Source organism: Bradyrhizobium sp. USDA 376, from assembly GCF_054063675.1.
The window spans coordinates 3,414,091-3,430,302 of sequence record NZ_JBSSGN010000001.1 but is presented as its reverse complement, the minus strand read 5'-3'; the positions used below and the strand labels follow the sequence as shown (position 1 = coordinate 3,430,302).

Below are 16,212 nucleotides of genomic sequence, written 5' to 3'. Positions count from 1 at the left end.
GTCGAATGCCACCGGCGCTCCCAGCGGACGTCCTGCACAACCATGGATAAGGTCGACTGCATCGTCATCGGGGCCGGCGTGGTCGGGCTTGCGGTGGCCCGGAAGCTCGCCCAGGCCGGGCGCGAGGTCATCGTGCTCGAGGAGGCCGAGGCCATCGGCACCATCACCTCCTCGCGCAACAGCGAGGTGATCCATGCCGGCATCTACTACCGCGCCGGGAGCTGGATGGCGCGCATGTGCGTCAGCGGCAAGCACGCGCTCTATCGCTACTGCGCCGAGCGCGACATCCCCCACAAGAATTGCGGCAAGCTGATCGTCGCGACCAATGCGAAGGAAACCGAGAAGCTGCAATCGATCAAGGCGCACGCCGAGGCCAATGGCGTGCTCGACATGCAGCTGCTCACGGGCGAGGCCGCACGCGCGCTGGAGCCTGCGCTGGCCTGTGACGCCGCGCTGCTCTCGCCCTCGACCGGCATCATCGACAGCCACGCCTACATGCTCTCACTGCGCGGCGAGGCCGAGGAAGCCGGCACCGCCTTCGCGTTTCACACGCCGCTGGTCCGCGCCAAGGCGGCGGCCGGCGTGATCGAGGTCGAGGCCGGCGGCGAGGCGCCGATGACGCTGCAATGCAGCCTCCTCGTCAACGCTGCGGGACTCTCGGCGACGACGGTCGCGCGCAACATCGAGGGCATGCCGCTGGACCGGATTCCGCCGGCGTATCTTGCGAAGGGAAACTACTTCAGCTGCAGCGCCAGGGCGCCGTTCTCGCGCCTGATCTATCCGGTGCCTGAGCCCGGCGGGCTAGGGGTGCATTTGACGCTGGATATGGCAGGGCAGGCGCGTTTCGGTCCAGATGTCGAGTGGATCGAGACGATCAACTACGAGGTCGATCCGTCGCGCGCAGAGCGCTTCTATCCGGCGATCCGCAAGTACTGGCCGACACTGCCCGACGGCGCGTTGATGCCGAGCTATTCGGGCATCCGCCCGAAGATCGTGCCGCCGGCAGTGGCCACGCAGGATTTCCTGATGCAGGGCCCGCGCGATCACGGCGTCGCAGGTCTGATCAACCTGTTCGGCATCGAATCGCCGGGACTGACATCGTCGCTCGCGATCGCCGATCACGTCACCGAGCTCGCAGAGATCTAGGCCACGCGCAACGATGATTGCGCGCGGTCTCGCACCTTGCAGCAGGGATAAGCGCAATGGCTCTCATCCCTGCCTGAAAGGGTACGAGCAACTCTACACTGTTACGGGGGTTACTAGTGGAGCGTATCGCCTTGCTTCAGACGCTCGATCTGGTCCTTGACCATCAACTTCCGGCGCTTCAACTCAACAATTTGCAGGTCGTCTGTTGAAAGGTGCACGAGAGCTTCGTGCAATTCGTTTTCGAGAAGTTTGTGTTTCCGCTCCAATTCAACAAGATGTGCCTGAATTGTCATTCGAAACCTCCTCGGTAGGGTTGAACCTCAGGATTCGATCCGGACGGCGAAGTCTACATCACCGATTCGTTCTGTCGATGGGTATCCGTCGTCGCGGCGTCATTTTTGAAAATACATATGTAATGAAGCGTGAGTACGGAACCGCGCAGGAAAAATCCATGATATCAATGCGCTTGCGCAGCGCCGCAGCGAACCGTTGAAATATCTTGCGGGAGATCGGTGCGCGACGGCCTGAGATCGCTTGCGGTCACGCCGCGCAAGGACGATAATTTCCACAAGGCATCCACAGCCTTGATCTCACGCCTATCGGTTTTTCGGCCACCGCAGACATGACCCATGAAGACGAGCGCGAACTCGAAGCCGAGCTCGCCCGGTTGCAGCAGGAACACCGAGATCTCGATGCCGCGATCGATGCACTGCATCAATCGCCTGCCCCCGACCTATTGCGGTTACAGCGGCTGAAGAAGCGCAAGCTGTTGTTGCGCGACCGCATCGCGTTCATCGAAGACCAGATCACGCCCGACATCATCGCCTGATCGCGTCCCGAGCTGCCGTGGCGGCTCCCCGTGACTGAATCCGCTTGACTCGAAAAGAACAAAATAGGAACATTCCTGTGCCCGACGCCCCAGGAAACGCCCAAGGGAAACGCCCAAGGAAAACTCACAAAGGACAACGCAAATGCCGGCACCCGCCCTCTTGGACAACAGTCACTATGAACAGGCCTGCGATCAGGCGATCGCGATGTGCGACGGCAATCTGCGCAGCACCATCAAGGCGCTGATCATGGCCAACGAGTATCTGGAGGCGGAACTGGAGGAATTGCAGGCGGCGATTTCCGCCGGCTGCATTCCCGAAACCACGCGCGGCAAGGTACGGAGCAAGAGCAGCGCCGCTTGACCGTCAACATTGGAGCAACGCCATGTCGGATGTGACCTACTACGTTGCAATGCCCTTTTTGATTGATGACGACGGATCACCCGTCGCAGGCGCGGCGGAGGAGTGTCAGTCCTCATCGGCAGCACTACGCCGCGCCGAGATTCTGGCGCGCGGTGCCGGCCATATCGGCGCGGTCGCCTTCAGCCGCAGCGGCGATCCCATGACCGGCGAATTCGGCGACGCGACACTGCTGCGCAAATTCGGCAACGTGCCGGAAGATCTCGCCACGCTGTAGGGAATTTTTGTTTGAGCATTCGGGTCCGGATCATGCTCTAGTTGCTGACGAGCCGGATCCGCGGCTCGTGCCGGCGGCGCGCCTTGCGCACATACATGGCGGCATCGGCCTCTTCCAGGGCGCGGCCTGCATCGGAGTGCGGACCGAGCAGGGCGACGCCGGCGGAGGCGCCCGCCATCACGTTCTGGCCTCGGAAGTCGAAGGACAATTCGTCGATCGCCTGCTCGAAAGTCGCAGCCTTCGCCTTGGCGTCGGTCTCGTTGAGATTCCACAACAGCAGCGCGAACTCGTCGCCGCCGAGCCGGCCGACCACGTCGGAGGCGCGGACCTGGCGCGTCAGCGTCGCGACAATCGCCTTGAGCACCTCGTCACCGGCGGCATGGCCGAAGGAATCGTTGATCGGCTTCAGCCGGTCGACATCGAGCACGATCAGCGCGCCGCTGGCGCGATACCGCTTCATGTAGGCAATGGCGCGCGTGAGCTCGCGCTCGAATCCGCGCCGGTTCGGAATCTCGAGCAGGAAGTCGGTGTCGGCGGCCGCCTCGAGTTCCGAGACCCGCAGCAGGGCCGCCTTGAGCTTGCTCTTGAGACCACGGATGGTCGCTTTGCTGTCGTCGGCATCCGGCGCGCTGCGCGAGGCCGGCTTGGCCGGGCGCTTCGAGACGGCTTTGGATCGGCCGGCGCTGGTCTTCCGGCCCGTTTTGGCCTTCGCAGCGCTCGCCCTTTTTGGTTTCTTCATGGGCATCCTGCTCAATGAAGGCTTGCGGGGATTCACCAAGACAGGATAGTGCATTCCCTTCTCCTTGCCACCGCCTTGCGAGCCGCCGGCCGGAACCGTTAATCTGGCCTATGTTTCTGTTTTCCCGAGCACAATTGACGTCATGACCGCGCCGATCGCCATCATCATGGGAAGCCAGTCGGATTGGGACACGATGCGGCATGCCGCCGAGACGCTCGATGCGCTCGGCGTCGCCGCCGAGACCCGCATCGTTTCGGCCCACCGTACCCCCGACCGGCTGTTTGCCTTCGCCAAGGGCGCCAAGGCGGCGGGCTACAAGGTCATCATCGCCGGGGCCGGCGGCGCTGCGCATCTGCCGGGCATGGCCGCGGCGCTGACGGAGCTCCCGGTGTTCGGCGTTCCCGTCGAATCCAAGGCACTCAAGGGCCTCGATTCGCTCTATTCGATCGTGCAGATGCCCGCGGGCATCCCGGTCGGCACCCTCGCCATCGGCAAGGCCGGCGCGATCAACGCGGCGCTGCTTGCAGCTGCCGTCCTGGCATTGTCCGATCCGGCCCTGTCCGACCGCCTCGCCGCCTGGCGCAAGGCACAGACCGACGCGGTTGCCGAGCGTCCGGAGGACAAGGCGTGACTGACGCAAAGCAGGTGAAGCTGAAGCCCGGCGACACCATCGGAATTCTCGGCGGCGGACAATTGGGACGGATGCTGGCGATGGCCGCGGCGCGGCTCGGCCTGCGCTGCCAGGTGTTCTCGCCCGATCCGGATTCGCCGGCCTTCGACGTCGTGCTGAACGCGACCTGCGCCGAATATGCCGACGTCGAAGCGCTGGAGCTGTTCGCGGGCGACGTCGACGTCATCACCTACGAATTCGAGAACGTGCCGGCGGCCGCCGCGATGGTGCTGGACGCGCGCCGCCCGGTGCTGCCCAATCGCAAGATCCTCGAGACCACCCAGGACCGGCTCGCCGAGAAGGATTTTGTGACGAAGCTCGGCATCGGCACTGCGGCCTATGCCGACGTCACTTCCGTCTCCTCGCTGCGCGAGGCGATCCTGAGGATCGGCCTCCCGGCGGTGCTGAAGACCCGCCGCTTCGGCTATGACGGCAAGGGCCAGGCCATCATCCGCGCGGGCGACGACATCGCCAAGGTGTGGACCAGCCTCGCCACCAAATCGGCAATCCTGGAGGCCTTCGTGCCGTACGAGCGCGAGATCTCGGTGATCGCCGCGCGCTCGGCCGCAGGTGAGGTCGAGTGTTTCGACGTGACCGAGAACGAGCACCGCGACCACATCCTGAAAGTGTCGCGCGCGCCCGCGGCGATCCCGGACGCACTCGCGCATGAGGCGCGCAACGTCGCGAGCAAGATTGCGACTGCGCTCGACTATGTCGGCGTGCTGGCGGTGGAGATGTTCGTGCTCGCCAACGGCACCGGACCGAAGGTGCTGGTCAACGAGATCGCCCCGCGCGTGCACAATTCCGGGCACTGGACGCTGGACGGCGCCTCCGTCTCGCAGTTCGAGCAGCACATCCGCGCCATTGCCGGCTGGCCGCTCGGCAAGCCGGTGCGCCACGGCGAGATCGTCACCATGACCAATCTGATCGGCGACGAGATCAACGACTACGACAAGTGGCTGACCGTCCCGGGCGCCACGGTGCACATCTACGGCAAGGGCACGCCGCGCCCCGGCCGCAAGATGGGCCACGTCACCGAAGTTTGGCCCGCCAAGGACAAGTGAACGGGACTGCAGCAGAGGCTGCAATCCCGCTTGGCAATCACGCCGTCTTCACACCCGCGACGACGCCGGTGGGCTCCTCGCTGAGCCAGCGATAGATCACCCCGCCGAGCGCACCGCCGATCAGCGGCGCAACCCAGAACATCCAGAGCTGCGACAGCGCCCAGCCGCCGACGAACAGCGCGGGGCCCGTGCTGCGCGCTGGATTCACCGACGTGTTGGTGACGGGAATGCTGACGAGATGGATCATCACAAGCGCAAGCCCGATCGCGAGCGGCGCGAAGCCCGCGGGCGCGCGGCCGTGGGTAGCGCCCATGATGATGAACAGGAACATCATGGTCATCACCACCTCAGTGAGGAAGCAGACCATCATGCTGTACTGACCGGGCGAATGCGCGTCATAGCCGTTGGACGCGAAGCCCTTGGTGACGTCGAAGCCGGGGGCTCCGCTGGCGATGACATAGAGCAGCGCGGCGGCAACGATCGCACCGCAGACCTGCGCGATCACGTAAGGCAGGATCTGGCCGGTCGGAAAGCGCCCGCCGGCGGCAAGGCCGACCGTGACGGCCGGATTGAGATGGCAGCCCGAGATGTGGCCGATCGCGTAGGCCATCGTGACGACGCTCAAGCCGAAAGCCAGGGACACGCCGACCAGACCGATTCCGACCTGCGGGAAGCCGGCCGCGATCACCGCGCTGCCACAACCTGCGAATGTGAGCCAGAAGGTGCCGATAGCCTCGGCAGCATATTTTTTCATATCCATTGTCGTCCCCTCATTTCAAAGATTCCGGAACAAAGCTCCGGTCGCGCCCCGCCCCGGGCGTCAAACCGCCCAAATCGGGGCCGCACAAAGGTATTTTCGCCGCATTTAATGGCCGAACTTGGCCCGAAAACCCGCTTGGCCGGTGGACATTCCAGGTTTTGTCTGATACATCCGCGCGCTCAAGGTTAAGGGTGCCGGGCTTTTTGCCATCCCCTTTGACTTACCAGAATTCAAATCCGATCCACTGAAGAGGATGCCGCGTGCAGGTTCTCGTTCGCGATAACAATGTCGATCAAGCCCTCAAGGCGCTGAAGAAGAAGATGCAGCGTGAGGGAATTTTCCGCGAGATGAAGCTCCGCGGTCACTACGAAAAGCCCTCCGAGAAAAAGGCCCGCGAAAAGGCCGAGGCCGTGCGCCGCGCGCGCAAGCTGGCCCGCAAGAAGCTGCAGCGTGAAGGCCTGCTGCCGATGAAGCCGAAGCCGGTGTTCGGCGCCGGCGCCGGTGGCGAGCGCGGTGGTCGTGGCGGCCCGGGCGCAGGTCCGCGCGGACCGCGCTGATCTTTCCGGATTTACCAGACTTCAGTTTTCGATGACGCGGGCCCAGAGCCCGCGTTATTATTTCGTAGCGGTGCCTTTCTGGGATGGGGCACTTACCGATGCGGCACTAGCGCGAGCGAACCGTAGATGGCCTCCCCTCTCCCCGAGCGCCGCTTGGCGCGACGACGCCTGATCTGGCGCCAGCCGCTCGCGCTGACTTTGATGGGGATTGCGCTGTGCGGCTGCTCCTTCGACCTGGGATCGCTGATGCCCGAGAAGGAGAAGCCGCAGGAGGCACCGAAGGCGGCGGCGACTGCCGAGAGCGCGGTCAGCGCCGGCAACGTCACCGAAGCCCAGGCCCACACCGCAAAGGCCCAGTCCCTCGCCAAGTCAGGCGAGACCGCGGCAGCGCTGGACGAGTTCAACCGCGCCGTCGGCCTCGATCCCTACAATGCGCAGGCGCTCTATGGCCGCGCGCTGATCTACCAGGGCAATAACCAGCACGATTTCGCCGTCGCCGATTTCAGCGCGGCGAGCGGGCTCAACCCGCAAAAGGCCGAGCCGCTGCTCGGCCGCGCGACCAGCTATCTGGCGATCGGCAAGGTCAAGGAAGCCGCGGCCGACCTGGATGAAGCCTCCGAGGCCGATCCGCACAATCCCCAGGTCTGGACCGCGCGCGGACAGGCCTATGAGCGGCTCGGCGACAGGGCCAAGGCGGCGGCGTCCTACAACAAGGCGGTTGCCCTGCGTCCACGCGACGATGCCGCCCGCAGCGGCCTCGCCCGCGTCGGCGGCTGACAGCGGTGCTCGAACTTCGGTTCTGATTGGATCAGAACCGAAGTTCTAGATTCTTGTTTTGACGCGTTTTCTTCACGCGAACCGGTGTCCACTTCGCTCGAAAACGCTCTAAGCCACCGCCTTAATCGGGGGTGGAGCTCTTCGGCAGGACGGAGTGGAACATCGACTTCATGCCCGACAGCATCTCGTCCGCGACGTTGGTCTTCTTCGGCCGTGGCATGGTCGCGCCGACGTCGGCACGCAGGTCGAGCGGCGGCGCGATCACCGGCACGGGAATGTCAGCCGGCGGCGTGATCCGATTCGGGTCGTCATTGCCGACCGAGGCCGTGTAGGACGGCTGCGAGCCGGCATTGCCATACGCCTCGGGTGAAGGCGTGGACACCGTGATCGGCGGCGGCAGCGGACGGACCGCGGACGGCTCCGTCGTGACGACACGGGGGGCCTCGGGGACGCGGGTGGCTTCGCGGACCGCGGGCTCGGGGGTCCGCTCGGCCGGCCTGGTCTCGGCGGCTTTGGCTTCGGCTGCCTTGGCTTCAGCAGCCTTGGCTTCGGCAGCTTTGCCCTCAGGCGACTTGCGAAGACGCTCGATGGCGGCGCGCGCCAGATCGTTGGCGTCGGGGGTCGCAGCCGGGGATGCAGCGGCCGGCGCGGAATTGGCCTCCACGACCGAGGCGGTGGCTGCCGGGGTCGACTTCGCGGCCGCCTTCTCGCGCGCCGCGGGGCGGCCGTGCGAGGCGGCGTCGGCGGGAGCGACGTCCGCAGCCTTGGTCTCGGGCTTGTCGGCAGGCTTCTCGGCCGCAGCCTTGTCCGTCACGCTCTTCTCGGAGACGCCTTTGGCTTTGACGCCAGGCGCGGGAAGGTTGGCGGTGTCCGTCGGCTTGGCGTCCTTACCGGCCTCGGCAGGCGCAACGACGGCCGCGGGGGTATCCGCCGCCGGCTTGGCGTTGATGTAGTGGTTAACGATGTAGGCCCCGATGATCGTCGCGAGCACCGAGGGGAAGATATCCATCGAGATTTTAGCGAGGTATTTCAGCATTTCTCGGCCACTCCCCGCGCGATCAGATGCGGGAACTTTGGGGCAATTGTAAGGGATCAACTGCGACGGATCGATGGCAAAGGGTAACGCCGGACTCCGGACTTACGCCTTCAGCTCGATCTCAAGGAACACGATCTCAGTTGAGGTTTCGTTAAGTACGTCGTGCTGGACGCCGGCCTTGCGAAAGTAGGATTTCCCAGCCGCAAGCTGCGCCTTGGAACGCTCCCCATTGGGCGCCACGATGGTCATTTCGCCGGCGACGACGGGAACAATCACATAGTCCATCCCATGGGTGTGGTGCCCGGTCGCGCTGCCCGGGGCGAGCCGCCATTCGGTCACCCGGACCTCTTCGTTGTCGATCTGGACGTCGGACTTGGCGGCAAGCATCGGAACTCTCCTCACAGCATGATCCGGAAAAGTGTGGAGCGGTTTTCCGGAAAGATCATGCCCATACAATAGCCTGAAGCGCGACTGCGCTTCAGGGCACGAAAACCATGAACACGTAGACGGCAAATACCACCATATGGACCAAGCCGAACAGGACATTGGTCCTGCCCGTGCCGAAGGTCAGCATGCTCAGGAAGAAGGTCAGCAGCAAAAGCACGCTGCCCTGGGCGCTGAGGCCGAGTTCGAGCTCCTTGTCGAGCGCGTAGGTGGCGACGCCGACCGCGGGGATGGTCAGGCCGATGGTCGCCAGCGAGGAGCCGAGCGCGAGATTGATGCTCTTCTGGAGATCGTTCTTGCGGGCCGCCGCGATGGCCGCGACGCCCTCCGGCATCAGGATCAGCAGCGCGACCAGAAGGCCGGCGAAGGCCGGTGGCGCGCCGATCCTGGCGCCGACGGCATCGACCACCAGCGAGAATTTCTTGGCCAGCAGCACGACCGCCAGCAGCGAGACCAGGAGCAGGCCCACGGTGAGCGCGAGCGCGCCGACCGACAGGTGCACCACCCCGCCTTCGCCCTCCGCCCGTTCATGGACGAAGTAATCCTTGTGCAGGACGGTCTGGGTGTAGAGGAACACCGCATAGAGCGCGAGCGTGACGACGTCGACGAAGCCGAGCTGAACGCTCGAATAGACCGGTCCCGGCGTGGTGGTCGTGTAGTTCGGCATGATCAATGTGATGGTCGCGAGCGCGAACAGGACGCTGAGATAGACGTTGGCGCCGGAGAGCTGAAAACCCTGCTCGCGATAGCGCAGGCCGCCGATGAAGATGCAGAGCCCGACAAGGCCGTTGCAGACGATCATGACCACGGCGAACACCGTGTCGCGCGCCAGTTCCGGCGCCGGCTTGTCGCCCAGCATGATCGTGGTGATCAGCGCCACCTCGATAATGGTCACCGAAAGCGTCAGCACCAGCGTGCCATAGGGTTCGCCGACCCGTTCGGCAATCACCTCGGCATGATGAACGGCGGCGAACACCGTTCCGAACAGGATGACCAGAAGGACGACGGCGAAGCCGAGCCCGGCCAGCGACAGCGTGAAGACGTAATCCGTCGCGCTGACGGCTACGAACAACAGCACGGCCAGCGCCGGGAAGATCCAGGCCGACCGGGGCATCGGACTATGCGCGCTCATCCACCGGCTCCAGTTGTGAAGCCGAGCAGTAGCAAATCGGCCGGCAGATTCAATGCCAGTGCAGGATCGGCGCGATCGGCAGGAAGGTCAGCAGCAGGAACAGCGGGATCAGCACGGCGCCGGCGCGCAAGAGATAGCCAAAGAAGCTCGGCATCTCGATGCCGTTCTCTCTGGCGATGCTGCTGACCATGAAGTTCGGCGCATTGCCGATATAGGTGAGCGCACCCATGTAGACCGCGCCCATGGAGATGGAGGCGAGCGTGCCCGACAGGACATGCATCAGCACTTGCGGATCGCCGCCGGCCAACTCGAAGAACAACAGATAGGTCGGCGCATTGTCGAGAAATGCCGACATCAGCCCGGTGCTCCAGAAATAGGCGGCCTCGCGCGGCGCGCCGTCCGGCGCCGTCACGGCCGACAACAGCCAGGCGAAGGCGCCGTGATGGCCGGCATTGAGCATGGCAATGACCGGAATGATGGCGACGAAGATGCCCGCGAACAGTTTTGCGACCTCGCGGATCGGCTCCCAGGTGAAGCCGTTGGCCTGCCTGTGCTCGTCCGGCGTCAGCCACACCGAGAGCGCCGCAATCGCCAGCAGCGTCACGTTGCGGGCGAGGTCTTCCAGCTCCAGCTTCGTTCCGAGAACGTCGAAGGCGATGCCGGGCTTCCACATCGCCGACACCAGCAGGCTGGCGACGATGGCTGCGATCAGCACCAGGTTGACGAGGCCGCGGATCCGCACCGGTTTCCCAGGCCCCGCCTCGCCGGGCGGCGGCTCGCTCCTGAAACGCCAGACGTCGACGGCGACGAAGATGACGAGCAGCAGTCCTGCAACGATCATCGTCTGCAGCCAGATGTTCCGCGTGGTCCAGAAGAAGTCGACGCCGTGCAGGAAGCCGACGAACAGCGGGGGATCGCCGAGCGGGCTCAGCGCGCCGCCGACATTGGCGACCAGGATGATGAAGAAGATGATCACATGAGCGTTGTGGCGCCGCGGCCGGTTGGCGCGGATCAGGGGGCGGATCAGGATCATCGCCGCCCCGGTGGTGCCGACGACGCTCGCCATCAGCGTGCCGAGCGCGAGGATGCCGGCATTCGCCGCCGGCGTGCCCTTGATGTCGCCCGTGATGAGGATGCCGCCGGCCACAACATAGAGCGAGAACAGCAGCACGATGAAGCCGAAATATTCGGCGAGCATGGCGTGGACCAGCGCGGCCAGCGTCGCCATGCTTCCGGCAAAGACCACGAGCGAGCCGAGCGCCAGCAGCGACCATGCCGCGGCGATCTTGCCGTAGTGATGGTGCCAGAATTTTGCGAACAGCAAAGGCCCGAGCGCGATCGACAGCAACAGGCCGGCAAAGGGCAGCGCATACGGCCAGCGCATCGCCGCGCCGTCGAGCGCGGTCGCCGCCCATGCGGGCTGCGGCAACAGCACCAGAGGCGCAGCGATGACCACGCAGCCCCGCCAGGTCGCAAGCCGTCTAGGAAGCAATGAAGCGCCTTGCCGTTTCGATCGCACCGAAAGCATCGAGATTGTCGTGTCCGCCGCCCGCAAAGCGAACGAACTGCTTCGGTTCATGCGCGAGCGCGAACAGACGCTCTCCGAACACGATCGAAATGACAAGGTCATTGGTGCCATGCATCACCAGGAGCGGCACCGTGACGCGCGTGATGCGCTCGTCGGAGTGAAACGGGTCGCGCATCAGCAGGCGCACCGGCACGAACCGGAACGACGAAGCTGCAATGTCGGCCGTCGACGTATAGGGGGCTTCCAGGATGAGCTTTCCAACACGCTGTTCCGAGGCGAGCGCGACCGCCACGCCCGTCCCGAGCGAAAAGCCCCAGGCGACGATTCGTTCCGGCGCATAGCGCGCGGTCGTGAAGGCGTAAGCGGCTGCAGCGTCGCGCAACAGACCTTCCTCGCTTGGCGCCCCGCTGGAGCCGGCGTAGCCGCGATAGGACAGCGCGACGAGGCCGGTACCGTCTGCGGTCATCGCCTTGAAGCGGCTGACAGGACCGGCGAGAAAATCACCATTGCCGGGAAAATACAGGATCACGGGACGGCCGGGCTTCGCCGGCACGTGCCAGACGATGACCTTCTCGCCATCGGAGGTGGTCAGGACATGCTCCTCCGCCTCGGGCAGTCCTGCGGCATCGGGTGCGGTGCGACCGACGGGCGGGATCGGAAACAGCATCTCGCGCTGCCGCACATACAGCACGACGAGACCGGCGAGATAGACGGCCACGAGCAGGATGATGGTCCATTTGACGATGGTGATCATTGCGCGGCCGGCCCCGATCCAGACTAGGGCTTGCGACGGCTCCGCAGCAATTTCATGACATCGGGCCGGAGGCTGGCCGGCATGTCGCGACAGCCGCACGCCGCCTTGTGGGCGGCGTGCCAGGCGATGCGCTGCTCGCGCGTCGCCTTCGGCGGCATGCGATGGAACCGGTGCCAATCCTTGTTGATGGCCACGGTCCCTCCCGCGTTACATCGCCTTGACGATGTTCTCGGTGACCTTCTTGGCGTCGCCGAGCAGCATCATGGTGTTGTCCCGGTAGAACAGCGGATTGTCGATGCCCGCGTAACCCGACGCCAGCGAGCGCTTGATGAACATCACCGTGCCGGCCTTCCAGACCTGGAGCACCGGCATGCCGTAGATCGGCGAGGTCTTGTCCTCTTCGGCCGCCGGGTTGGTGACGTCATTGGCGCCGATCACGAAGGCGATGTCGGCCTGCGCGAATTCGGAGTTGATGTCCTCGAGCTCGAACACCTCGTCATAGGGCACGTTGGCTTCGGCCAGCAGCACGTTCATGTGGCCGGGCATGCGGCCCGCGACCGGGTGAATGGCGTATTTCACCTCGACGCCTTCCTTCTTCAGGAGGTCCGCCATCTCGCGCAGCGCGTGCTGGGCCTGCGCCACCGCCATGCCGTAGCCGGGCACGATGATGACCTTGGAGGCGTTCTTCATGATGAAGGCCGCATCGTCAGCCGAGCCGAGCTTGGCGGGCTTCTGCTCGCCCGTACCGCCACCGGCCGCCGCGGTCTCGCCGCCGAAGCCGCCGAGGATGACCGAGATGAAGGACCGGTTCATCGCGTGGCACATGATGTAGGACAGGATCGCGCCCGACGAGCCGACCAGCGCGCCGGTGATGATCAGCGCGGAATTGCCGAGCGTGAAGCCGATGCCGGCCGCGGCCCACCCCGAATAGGAGTTCAGCATCGAGATCACGACCGGCATGTCGGCGCCGCCGATCGGGATGATCATGAGCACCCCGAGGGCCAGCGCCAGGATGACGATCAGCCAGAAGTCGAGCGCACTGCCGGTCATCACCAGCCCGACGATGAAGACGACGAGCAGAACGGCGAGCACGATGTTGATGACGTGGCGGAACGGCAGGATGATCGGCGCGCCGCTCATCCGTGCCGACAGCTTCAGGAACGCGATCACCGAGCCGGTGAAGGTCAGCGCACCGATGGCGACGCCGAGCGACATCTCGACCAGGCTCTGCGGATGGATGTTGCCGGGGGTGCCGATGTCGAAAGCCTCGGGCGCGTAGAACGCGCCGGCGGCGACCAGCACCGCGGCCATGCCGACCAGCGAGTGGAAGGCCGCGACGAGTTCCGGCATCGACGTCATCGGCACGCGGCGGGCGATGACAGCACCGATCGCACCACCGATCGCGATGCCGACGATGACGAGCACCCAGGCGAGGCCGTCTGCCGGCGGATGGTTGGCAAGCGTGGTGGCGACCGCGATCGCCATGCCGATCATGCCGAACAGATTGCCCTGGCGCGACGAAGCCGGGCTCGACAACCCGCGCAGCGACAGGATGAACAGCACTCCCGCCACGAGATACAGAAATGCAGAGAGGTTGGCGCTCATCTCAGGTCCCCATTGATCCCATCAGCCCGAGGTGGCCGCTTACTTCGACTTCTTCTTGTACATCGCCAGCATGCGCTGGGTGACAAGGAAGCCGCCGAAGATGTTGATGCAGGCAAAGATCAGCGCAACGAAGCCGAAGGCGCGCGCCCAGCCCGAGCCGCTCGAAACATTGGCGACGCCGCCGGCAAGCAGCGCGCCGACCACGATCACCGAGGAGATCGCGTTGGTCACGCTCATCAGCGGCGTGTGCAGCGCGGGCGTCACCGACCACACCACGAAATAGCCGACGAAGACGGCGAGAACGAAGATCGACAGCCGGAAGATGAAGGGGTCGACGACCTGTGCAGCATGCTCCATGGCGGATCTCCTTAAGCCTTCGGCTGGAAGTTCGGGTGGATGACGGCGCCATCCTTGGTCAGCGCGGTCGCCTTGACCAGTTCGTCGTCCCAGTTCACGGCGAGCTTCTTCTCTTTCTTGTCGACCATGGTCTCGATGAAGGAGAACAGATTGCGTGCGTAGAGGCTGGAGGCCGAGGCCGCGACGCGGCCGGCGACGTTGGTGTAGCCGACGATCTTGATACCATCGAGGTCGACGACCTCGCCGGCCTTGGCGCCTTCGACATTGCCGCCGCGCTCGACGGCGAGATCGACCAGCACCGAGCCCGGCTTCATTGACTTGACCATCTCGCCGGACACGAGCTTGGGCGCCGGCCGGCCCGGGATCAGCGCCGTGGTGATCACGATGTCCTGCTTCTTGATGTGCTCGGCGGTGAGCGCGGCCTGCTTGGCCTGGTATTCCCTGGACATTTCCTTGGCGTAGCCGCCGGCGGTCTGCGCGTTCTTGAACTCCTCGTCCTCGACGGCGAGAAATTTCGCACCGAGCGATTCCACCTGCTCCTTCGTCGCGGGCCGGACGTCGGTCGCAGTGACCACTGCGCCGAGGCGGCGCGCGGTCGCGATCGCCTGAAGGCCGGCAACGCCGACGCCCATCACGAACACCTTTGCGGCGGGCACGGTGCCGGCGGCGGTCATCATCATCGGAAAGGCGCGGCCGAAGGCCTCGGCACCCTCGATCACGGCGCGGTAGCCGGCGAGGTTGGCCTGCGAGGACAGCACGTCCATCACCTGCGCGCGGGTGATGCGCGGCATAAGTTCCATCGCGAAAGCGGAAATGCCGGCATCGGCCATCGTCTTCAGCGCGGTCTCGTTGCCGTAGGGATCCATGATGGCGATGACGAGCGCGCCGCGCTTGTACTGCGAAAGTTCCGACGCCTCGGGGCGCTTCACCTTGATGATGATGTCGGCGTCCTTCAGTGCATCGGCGCTGACGGTGGCCCCCACGGCGGTGAATTCGGAATCCGGCAGGCCCGACTTGAGGCCGGCGCCCGGCTCGACGGCGATCTCGGCGCCAAGCGCCTTGAACTTCTTCACCGTATCAGGCGAAGCGGCGACACGCGGCTCCGACGGATCGATTTCCTTGGCAACGGCAATCTTCATAGGCCCTCCGGCGGCGCGGGAAAAAGCGCGCACGCGAACTTAGCGTTACTCCCGCAACGTTGGATACCGGTTTTAGAACCGGCTTGAATGCAAATTTTATGGGCACCGACGACGCTGGCGGTGCGGCAGGCGATGGATCAGGTGAGGAAGATCGCCATCAGGATCACGATGAGCGCGACCGAGGCCGTGCCGTATTTCACCAGCTTGATGAAGCCCTCATAGGTCTGCTCGTGGGCAACGTAGTCGTTGCCGTCGGCAGTGGTGTACGCCACTTCGCTATGGTCAGCCATGAATTGTCCCCAGTCGAAAGTCGAATTCTCCGGCTGGGATACCTGAAAGATTTAGACAGGGCAACGGCACTCGGCAGCGGTTTTCCGCCAAATCAGGTCATTTGGAATCCAGATTGTCGCGGATCCAGCGCGTCAGGCCCTCCTCGCTGACTTCGCCGGCGGCAAGGGAGAGGATGATGGCTGCCGCCTCTGCCTCGGGCACAACGAAGTCGACGCCGTTGACACCAAGGAAAGTGTACAGCGCCAGCAGAGACGTGCGTTTGTTGCCGTCGACGAACGGATGGTTGCGCGCGATGCCGAAGGCGTACGCTGCCGCCAATTCAGCAAGATCGGCGTTCTCGTAAGACCATTTGTTTCTGGGCCGATCGAGCGCGGATTCGAGCATGCCTTCGTCCCGAAGGCCGCTTGCACCACCATGAATCGCGAGCTGTTCGTCGTGGATCGCAATAATGATCCGGCGCGTCAGCCAGAACGGCTCGCTCATTTAGCAAGCTCGGCGAGGGCGTTGTGATAACGCTTCATTCCTCGCCGCGCGATTTCCATCGCTTTTTCGAAGTCGGGATCATGTGGCGTCAACAAGACGCCACCGTCCGATTGCTCGACCGGAAACAGCTTGTCGCCCTCTTTGAGATTCAGGCGAGCTGCGAGCTCCTTCGGCAGGATAACGCCGATGGAATTGCCGATCTTGCGCACCTGAAGCACAGTGGAGTCGCTCTTCAGGTCCTTGGGGTCCGCATTCTCGTTCATGGC

General features: G+C 64.4%; 23 protein-coding genes. 8 read left to right on the top strand and 15 right to left on the bottom strand.

Going from position 1 to position 16,212, the window contains the following annotated elements; translation table 11 throughout:
• Window positions 1-42 precede the first annotated feature (42 nt).
• Window positions 43-1,146: an NAD(P)/FAD-dependent oxidoreductase gene (locus ACVJ19_RS16040; RefSeq protein ID WP_453950027.1), complete on the top strand. Its 1,104-nt coding sequence runs from the start codon at window positions 43-45 to the stop codon at window positions 1,144-1,146.
• Between the two features lie 113 nt (window positions 1,147-1,259).
• Here ACVJ19_RS16040 and ACVJ19_RS16035 read toward each other — a convergent pair whose 3' ends face one another.
• Entirely contained in the window at window positions 1,260-1,439 is a 180-nt protein-coding gene (locus ACVJ19_RS16035) for a YdcH family protein (protein WP_025034152.1), read from the bottom strand.
• 329 nt (window positions 1,440-1,768) lie between these two features.
• Between ACVJ19_RS16035 and ACVJ19_RS16030 the strand changes: the two genes are divergently transcribed.
• From ACVJ19_RS16030 to ACVJ19_RS16020, 3 genes are all read left to right on the top strand, one after another.
• Window positions 1,769-1,975 carry a YdcH family protein gene (locus ACVJ19_RS16030; RefSeq protein ID WP_027545541.1) on the top strand — a complete coding sequence of 69 codons (207 nt, stop codon included), beginning with the start codon at window positions 1,769-1,771 and terminating at the stop codon, window positions 1,973-1,975.
• A gap of 142 nt (window positions 1,976-2,117) precedes the next feature.
• The gene (locus ACVJ19_RS16025; protein ID WP_453950026.1) at window positions 2,118-2,336 is read left to right on the top strand and encodes a hypothetical protein; all 219 of its coding nucleotides are present in this window, start codon (window positions 2,118-2,120) and stop codon (window positions 2,334-2,336) included.
• A gap of 22 nt (window positions 2,337-2,358) precedes the next feature.
• On the top strand, window positions 2,359-2,610 hold the full coding sequence (locus tag ACVJ19_RS16020) for a hypothetical protein (RefSeq protein ID WP_453950025.1): 252 nt from the start codon (window positions 2,359-2,361) through the stop codon (window positions 2,608-2,610).
• A 37-nt stretch (window positions 2,611-2,647) separates the two neighbouring features.
• Here ACVJ19_RS16020 and ACVJ19_RS16015 read toward each other — a convergent pair whose 3' ends face one another.
• Window positions 2,648-3,349 carry a diguanylate cyclase domain-containing protein gene (locus tag ACVJ19_RS16015; protein WP_453950024.1) on the bottom strand — a complete coding sequence of 234 codons (702 nt, stop codon included), beginning with the start codon at window positions 3,347-3,349 and terminating at the stop codon, window positions 2,648-2,650.
• Between the two features lie 142 nt (window positions 3,350-3,491).
• Here ACVJ19_RS16015 and purE point away from each other — a divergent pair, with 142 nt between their 5' ends.
• Entirely contained in the window at window positions 3,492-3,980 is a 489-nt protein-coding gene (purE, locus tag ACVJ19_RS16010) for a 5-(carboxyamino)imidazole ribonucleotide mutase (RefSeq protein WP_453950023.1), read from the top strand.
• Window positions 3,977-5,083: a 5-(carboxyamino)imidazole ribonucleotide synthase gene (locus ACVJ19_RS16005; protein ID WP_453950022.1), complete on the top strand. Its 1,107-nt coding sequence runs from the start codon at window positions 3,977-3,979 to the stop codon at window positions 5,081-5,083. The genes purE and ACVJ19_RS16005 overlap by 4 nt, the downstream gene beginning before the upstream one ends.
• A gap of 37 nt (window positions 5,084-5,120) precedes the next feature.
• On the opposite strand, the gene aqpZ is transcribed toward ACVJ19_RS16005, so the two are convergent.
• Entirely contained in the window at window positions 5,121-5,843 is a 723-nt protein-coding gene (gene aqpZ / locus ACVJ19_RS16000) for an aquaporin Z (RefSeq protein ID WP_453950021.1), read from the bottom strand.
• A gap of 260 nt (window positions 5,844-6,103) precedes the next feature.
• Here aqpZ and rpsU point away from each other — a divergent pair, with 260 nt between their 5' ends.
• Complete coding sequence (rpsU, locus tag ACVJ19_RS15995; protein ID WP_011089854.1) at window positions 6,104-6,400, top strand: 30S ribosomal protein S21; 297 nt, start codon at window positions 6,104-6,106, stop codon at window positions 6,398-6,400.
• 126 nt (window positions 6,401-6,526) lie between these two features.
• Window positions 6,527-7,177 (top strand): tetratricopeptide repeat protein, encoded by a 651-nt coding sequence (locus ACVJ19_RS15990; RefSeq protein WP_453950020.1) that lies wholly within the window; start codon window positions 6,527-6,529, stop codon window positions 7,175-7,177.
• Window positions 7,178-7,298: 121 nt separating this feature from the next.
• Here the strand turns inward: ACVJ19_RS15990 and ACVJ19_RS15985 are convergent, their stop codons facing one another.
• The 12 genes from ACVJ19_RS15985 to ACVJ19_RS15930 all read right to left on the bottom strand — a co-directional run bounded on the left by ACVJ19_RS15985 (window position 7,299) and on the right by ACVJ19_RS15930 (window position 16,209).
• Window positions 7,299-8,213, bottom strand: a complete 915-nt coding sequence (locus ACVJ19_RS15985) for a hypothetical protein (RefSeq protein ID WP_453950019.1) — start codon at window positions 8,211-8,213, stop codon at window positions 7,299-7,301.
• A 102-nt stretch (window positions 8,214-8,315) separates the two neighbouring features.
• A complete protein-coding gene (locus ACVJ19_RS15980) occupies window positions 8,316-8,600 on the bottom strand; it encodes a cupin domain-containing protein (RefSeq protein WP_018641556.1) in 285 nt (94 codons plus the stop codon).
• Between the two features lie 91 nt (window positions 8,601-8,691).
• A complete protein-coding gene (locus ACVJ19_RS15975) occupies window positions 8,692-9,789 on the bottom strand; it encodes a calcium:proton antiporter (RefSeq protein ID WP_453950018.1) in 1,098 nt (365 codons plus the stop codon).
• A gap of 49 nt (window positions 9,790-9,838) precedes the next feature.
• Entirely contained in the window at window positions 9,839-11,317 is a 1,479-nt protein-coding gene (locus ACVJ19_RS15970) for a sodium:proton antiporter (protein WP_453950017.1), read from the bottom strand.
• Window positions 11,271-12,068 carry an alpha/beta hydrolase gene (locus ACVJ19_RS15965; protein WP_453955142.1) on the bottom strand — a complete coding sequence of 266 codons (798 nt, stop codon included), beginning with the start codon at window positions 12,066-12,068 and terminating at the stop codon, window positions 11,271-11,273. The genes ACVJ19_RS15970 and ACVJ19_RS15965 overlap by 47 nt, the downstream gene beginning before the upstream one ends.
• 26 nt (window positions 12,069-12,094) lie before the next feature.
• Window positions 12,095-12,265 (bottom strand): hypothetical protein, encoded by a 171-nt coding sequence (locus ACVJ19_RS15960; protein WP_453950016.1) that lies wholly within the window; start codon window positions 12,263-12,265, stop codon window positions 12,095-12,097.
• 13 nt (window positions 12,266-12,278) lie between these two features.
• Complete coding sequence (locus ACVJ19_RS15955; protein WP_453950015.1) at window positions 12,279-13,676, bottom strand: NAD(P)(+) transhydrogenase (Re/Si-specific) subunit beta; 1,398 nt, start codon at window positions 13,674-13,676, stop codon at window positions 12,279-12,281.
• Between the two features lie 39 nt (window positions 13,677-13,715).
• Window positions 13,716-14,033, bottom strand: coding sequence for a proton-translocating transhydrogenase family protein (locus tag ACVJ19_RS15950; protein ID WP_014492434.1), 318 nt, complete (start codon window positions 14,031-14,033; stop codon window positions 13,716-13,718).
• A gap of 11 nt (window positions 14,034-14,044) precedes the next feature.
• Entirely contained in the window at window positions 14,045-15,172 is a 1,128-nt protein-coding gene (locus ACVJ19_RS15945; protein WP_453950014.1) for a Re/Si-specific NAD(P)(+) transhydrogenase subunit alpha, read from the bottom strand.
• Window positions 15,173-15,309: 137 nt separating this feature from the next.
• On the bottom strand, window positions 15,310-15,462 hold the full coding sequence (locus tag ACVJ19_RS15940; RefSeq protein WP_008136857.1) for an aa3-type cytochrome c oxidase subunit IV: 153 nt from the start codon (window positions 15,460-15,462) through the stop codon (window positions 15,310-15,312).
• A 97-nt stretch (window positions 15,463-15,559) separates the two neighbouring features.
• Window positions 15,560-15,946 (bottom strand): type II toxin-antitoxin system death-on-curing family toxin, encoded by a 387-nt coding sequence (locus ACVJ19_RS15935; RefSeq protein ID WP_453950013.1) that lies wholly within the window; start codon window positions 15,944-15,946, stop codon window positions 15,560-15,562.
• Window positions 15,943-16,209, bottom strand: coding sequence for an AbrB/MazE/SpoVT family DNA-binding domain-containing protein (locus tag ACVJ19_RS15930; RefSeq protein ID WP_275519186.1), 267 nt, complete (start codon window positions 16,207-16,209; stop codon window positions 15,943-15,945). Before ACVJ19_RS15930 ends, ACVJ19_RS15935 begins: the two co-directional genes overlap by 4 nt.
• Window positions 16,210-16,212: the final 3 nt, after the last annotated feature.

Excerpts from the sequence above, each read along its gene's own strand:
- ACVJ19_RS16040 (WP_453950027.1), top strand. The coding sequence starts at position 43 with ATGGATAAGGTCGACTGCATCGTCATCGGGGCCGGCGTGGTCGGGCTT.
- ACVJ19_RS16035 (WP_025034152.1), bottom strand. The coding sequence starts at position 1,439 with ATGACAATTCAGGCACATCTTGTTGAATTGGAGCGGAAACACAAACTT.
- ACVJ19_RS16030 (WP_027545541.1), top strand. The coding sequence starts at position 1,769 with ATGACCCATGAAGACGAGCGCGAACTCGAAGCCGAGCTCGCCCGGTTG.
- ACVJ19_RS16025 (WP_453950026.1), top strand. The coding sequence starts at position 2,118 with ATGCCGGCACCCGCCCTCTTGGACAACAGTCACTATGAACAGGCCTGC.
- ACVJ19_RS16020 (WP_453950025.1), top strand. The coding sequence starts at position 2,359 with ATGTCGGATGTGACCTACTACGTTGCAATGCCCTTTTTGATTGATGAC.
- ACVJ19_RS16015 (WP_453950024.1), bottom strand. The coding sequence starts at position 3,349 with ATGAAGAAACCAAAAAGGGCGAGCGCTGCGAAGGCCAAAACGGGCCGG.
- purE (WP_453950023.1), top strand. The coding sequence starts at position 3,492 with ATGACCGCGCCGATCGCCATCATCATGGGAAGCCAGTCGGATTGGGAC.
- aqpZ (WP_453950021.1), bottom strand. The coding sequence starts at position 5,843 with ATGGATATGAAAAAATATGCTGCCGAGGCTATCGGCACCTTCTGGCTC.
- ACVJ19_RS15990 (WP_453950020.1), top strand. The coding sequence starts at position 6,527 with ATGGCCTCCCCTCTCCCCGAGCGCCGCTTGGCGCGACGACGCCTGATC.
- ACVJ19_RS15985 (WP_453950019.1), bottom strand. The coding sequence starts at position 8,213 with ATGCTGAAATACCTCGCTAAAATCTCGATGGATATCTTCCCCTCGGTG.
- ACVJ19_RS15980 (WP_018641556.1), bottom strand. The coding sequence starts at position 8,600 with ATGCTTGCCGCCAAGTCCGACGTCCAGATCGACAACGAAGAGGTCCGG.
- ACVJ19_RS15975 (WP_453950018.1), bottom strand. The coding sequence starts at position 9,789 with ATGAGCGCGCATAGTCCGATGCCCCGGTCGGCCTGGATCTTCCCGGCG.
- ACVJ19_RS15970 (WP_453950017.1), bottom strand. The coding sequence starts at position 11,317 with ATGCTTTCGGTGCGATCGAAACGGCAAGGCGCTTCATTGCTTCCTAGA.
- ACVJ19_RS15955 (WP_453950015.1), bottom strand. The coding sequence starts at position 13,676 with ATGAGCGCCAACCTCTCTGCATTTCTGTATCTCGTGGCGGGAGTGCTG.
- ACVJ19_RS15950 (WP_014492434.1), bottom strand. The coding sequence starts at position 14,033 with ATGGAGCATGCTGCACAGGTCGTCGACCCCTTCATCTTCCGGCTGTCG.
- ACVJ19_RS15945 (WP_453950014.1), bottom strand. The coding sequence starts at position 15,172 with ATGAAGATTGCCGTTGCCAAGGAAATCGATCCGTCGGAGCCGCGTGTC.
- ACVJ19_RS15940 (WP_008136857.1), bottom strand. The coding sequence starts at position 15,462 with ATGGCTGACCATAGCGAAGTGGCGTACACCACTGCCGACGGCAACGAC.
- ACVJ19_RS15935 (WP_453950013.1), bottom strand. The coding sequence starts at position 15,946 with ATGAGCGAGCCGTTCTGGCTGACGCGCCGGATCATTATTGCGATCCAC.
- ACVJ19_RS15930 (WP_275519186.1), bottom strand. The coding sequence starts at position 16,209 with ATGAACGAGAATGCGGACCCCAAGGACCTGAAGAGCGACTCCACTGTG.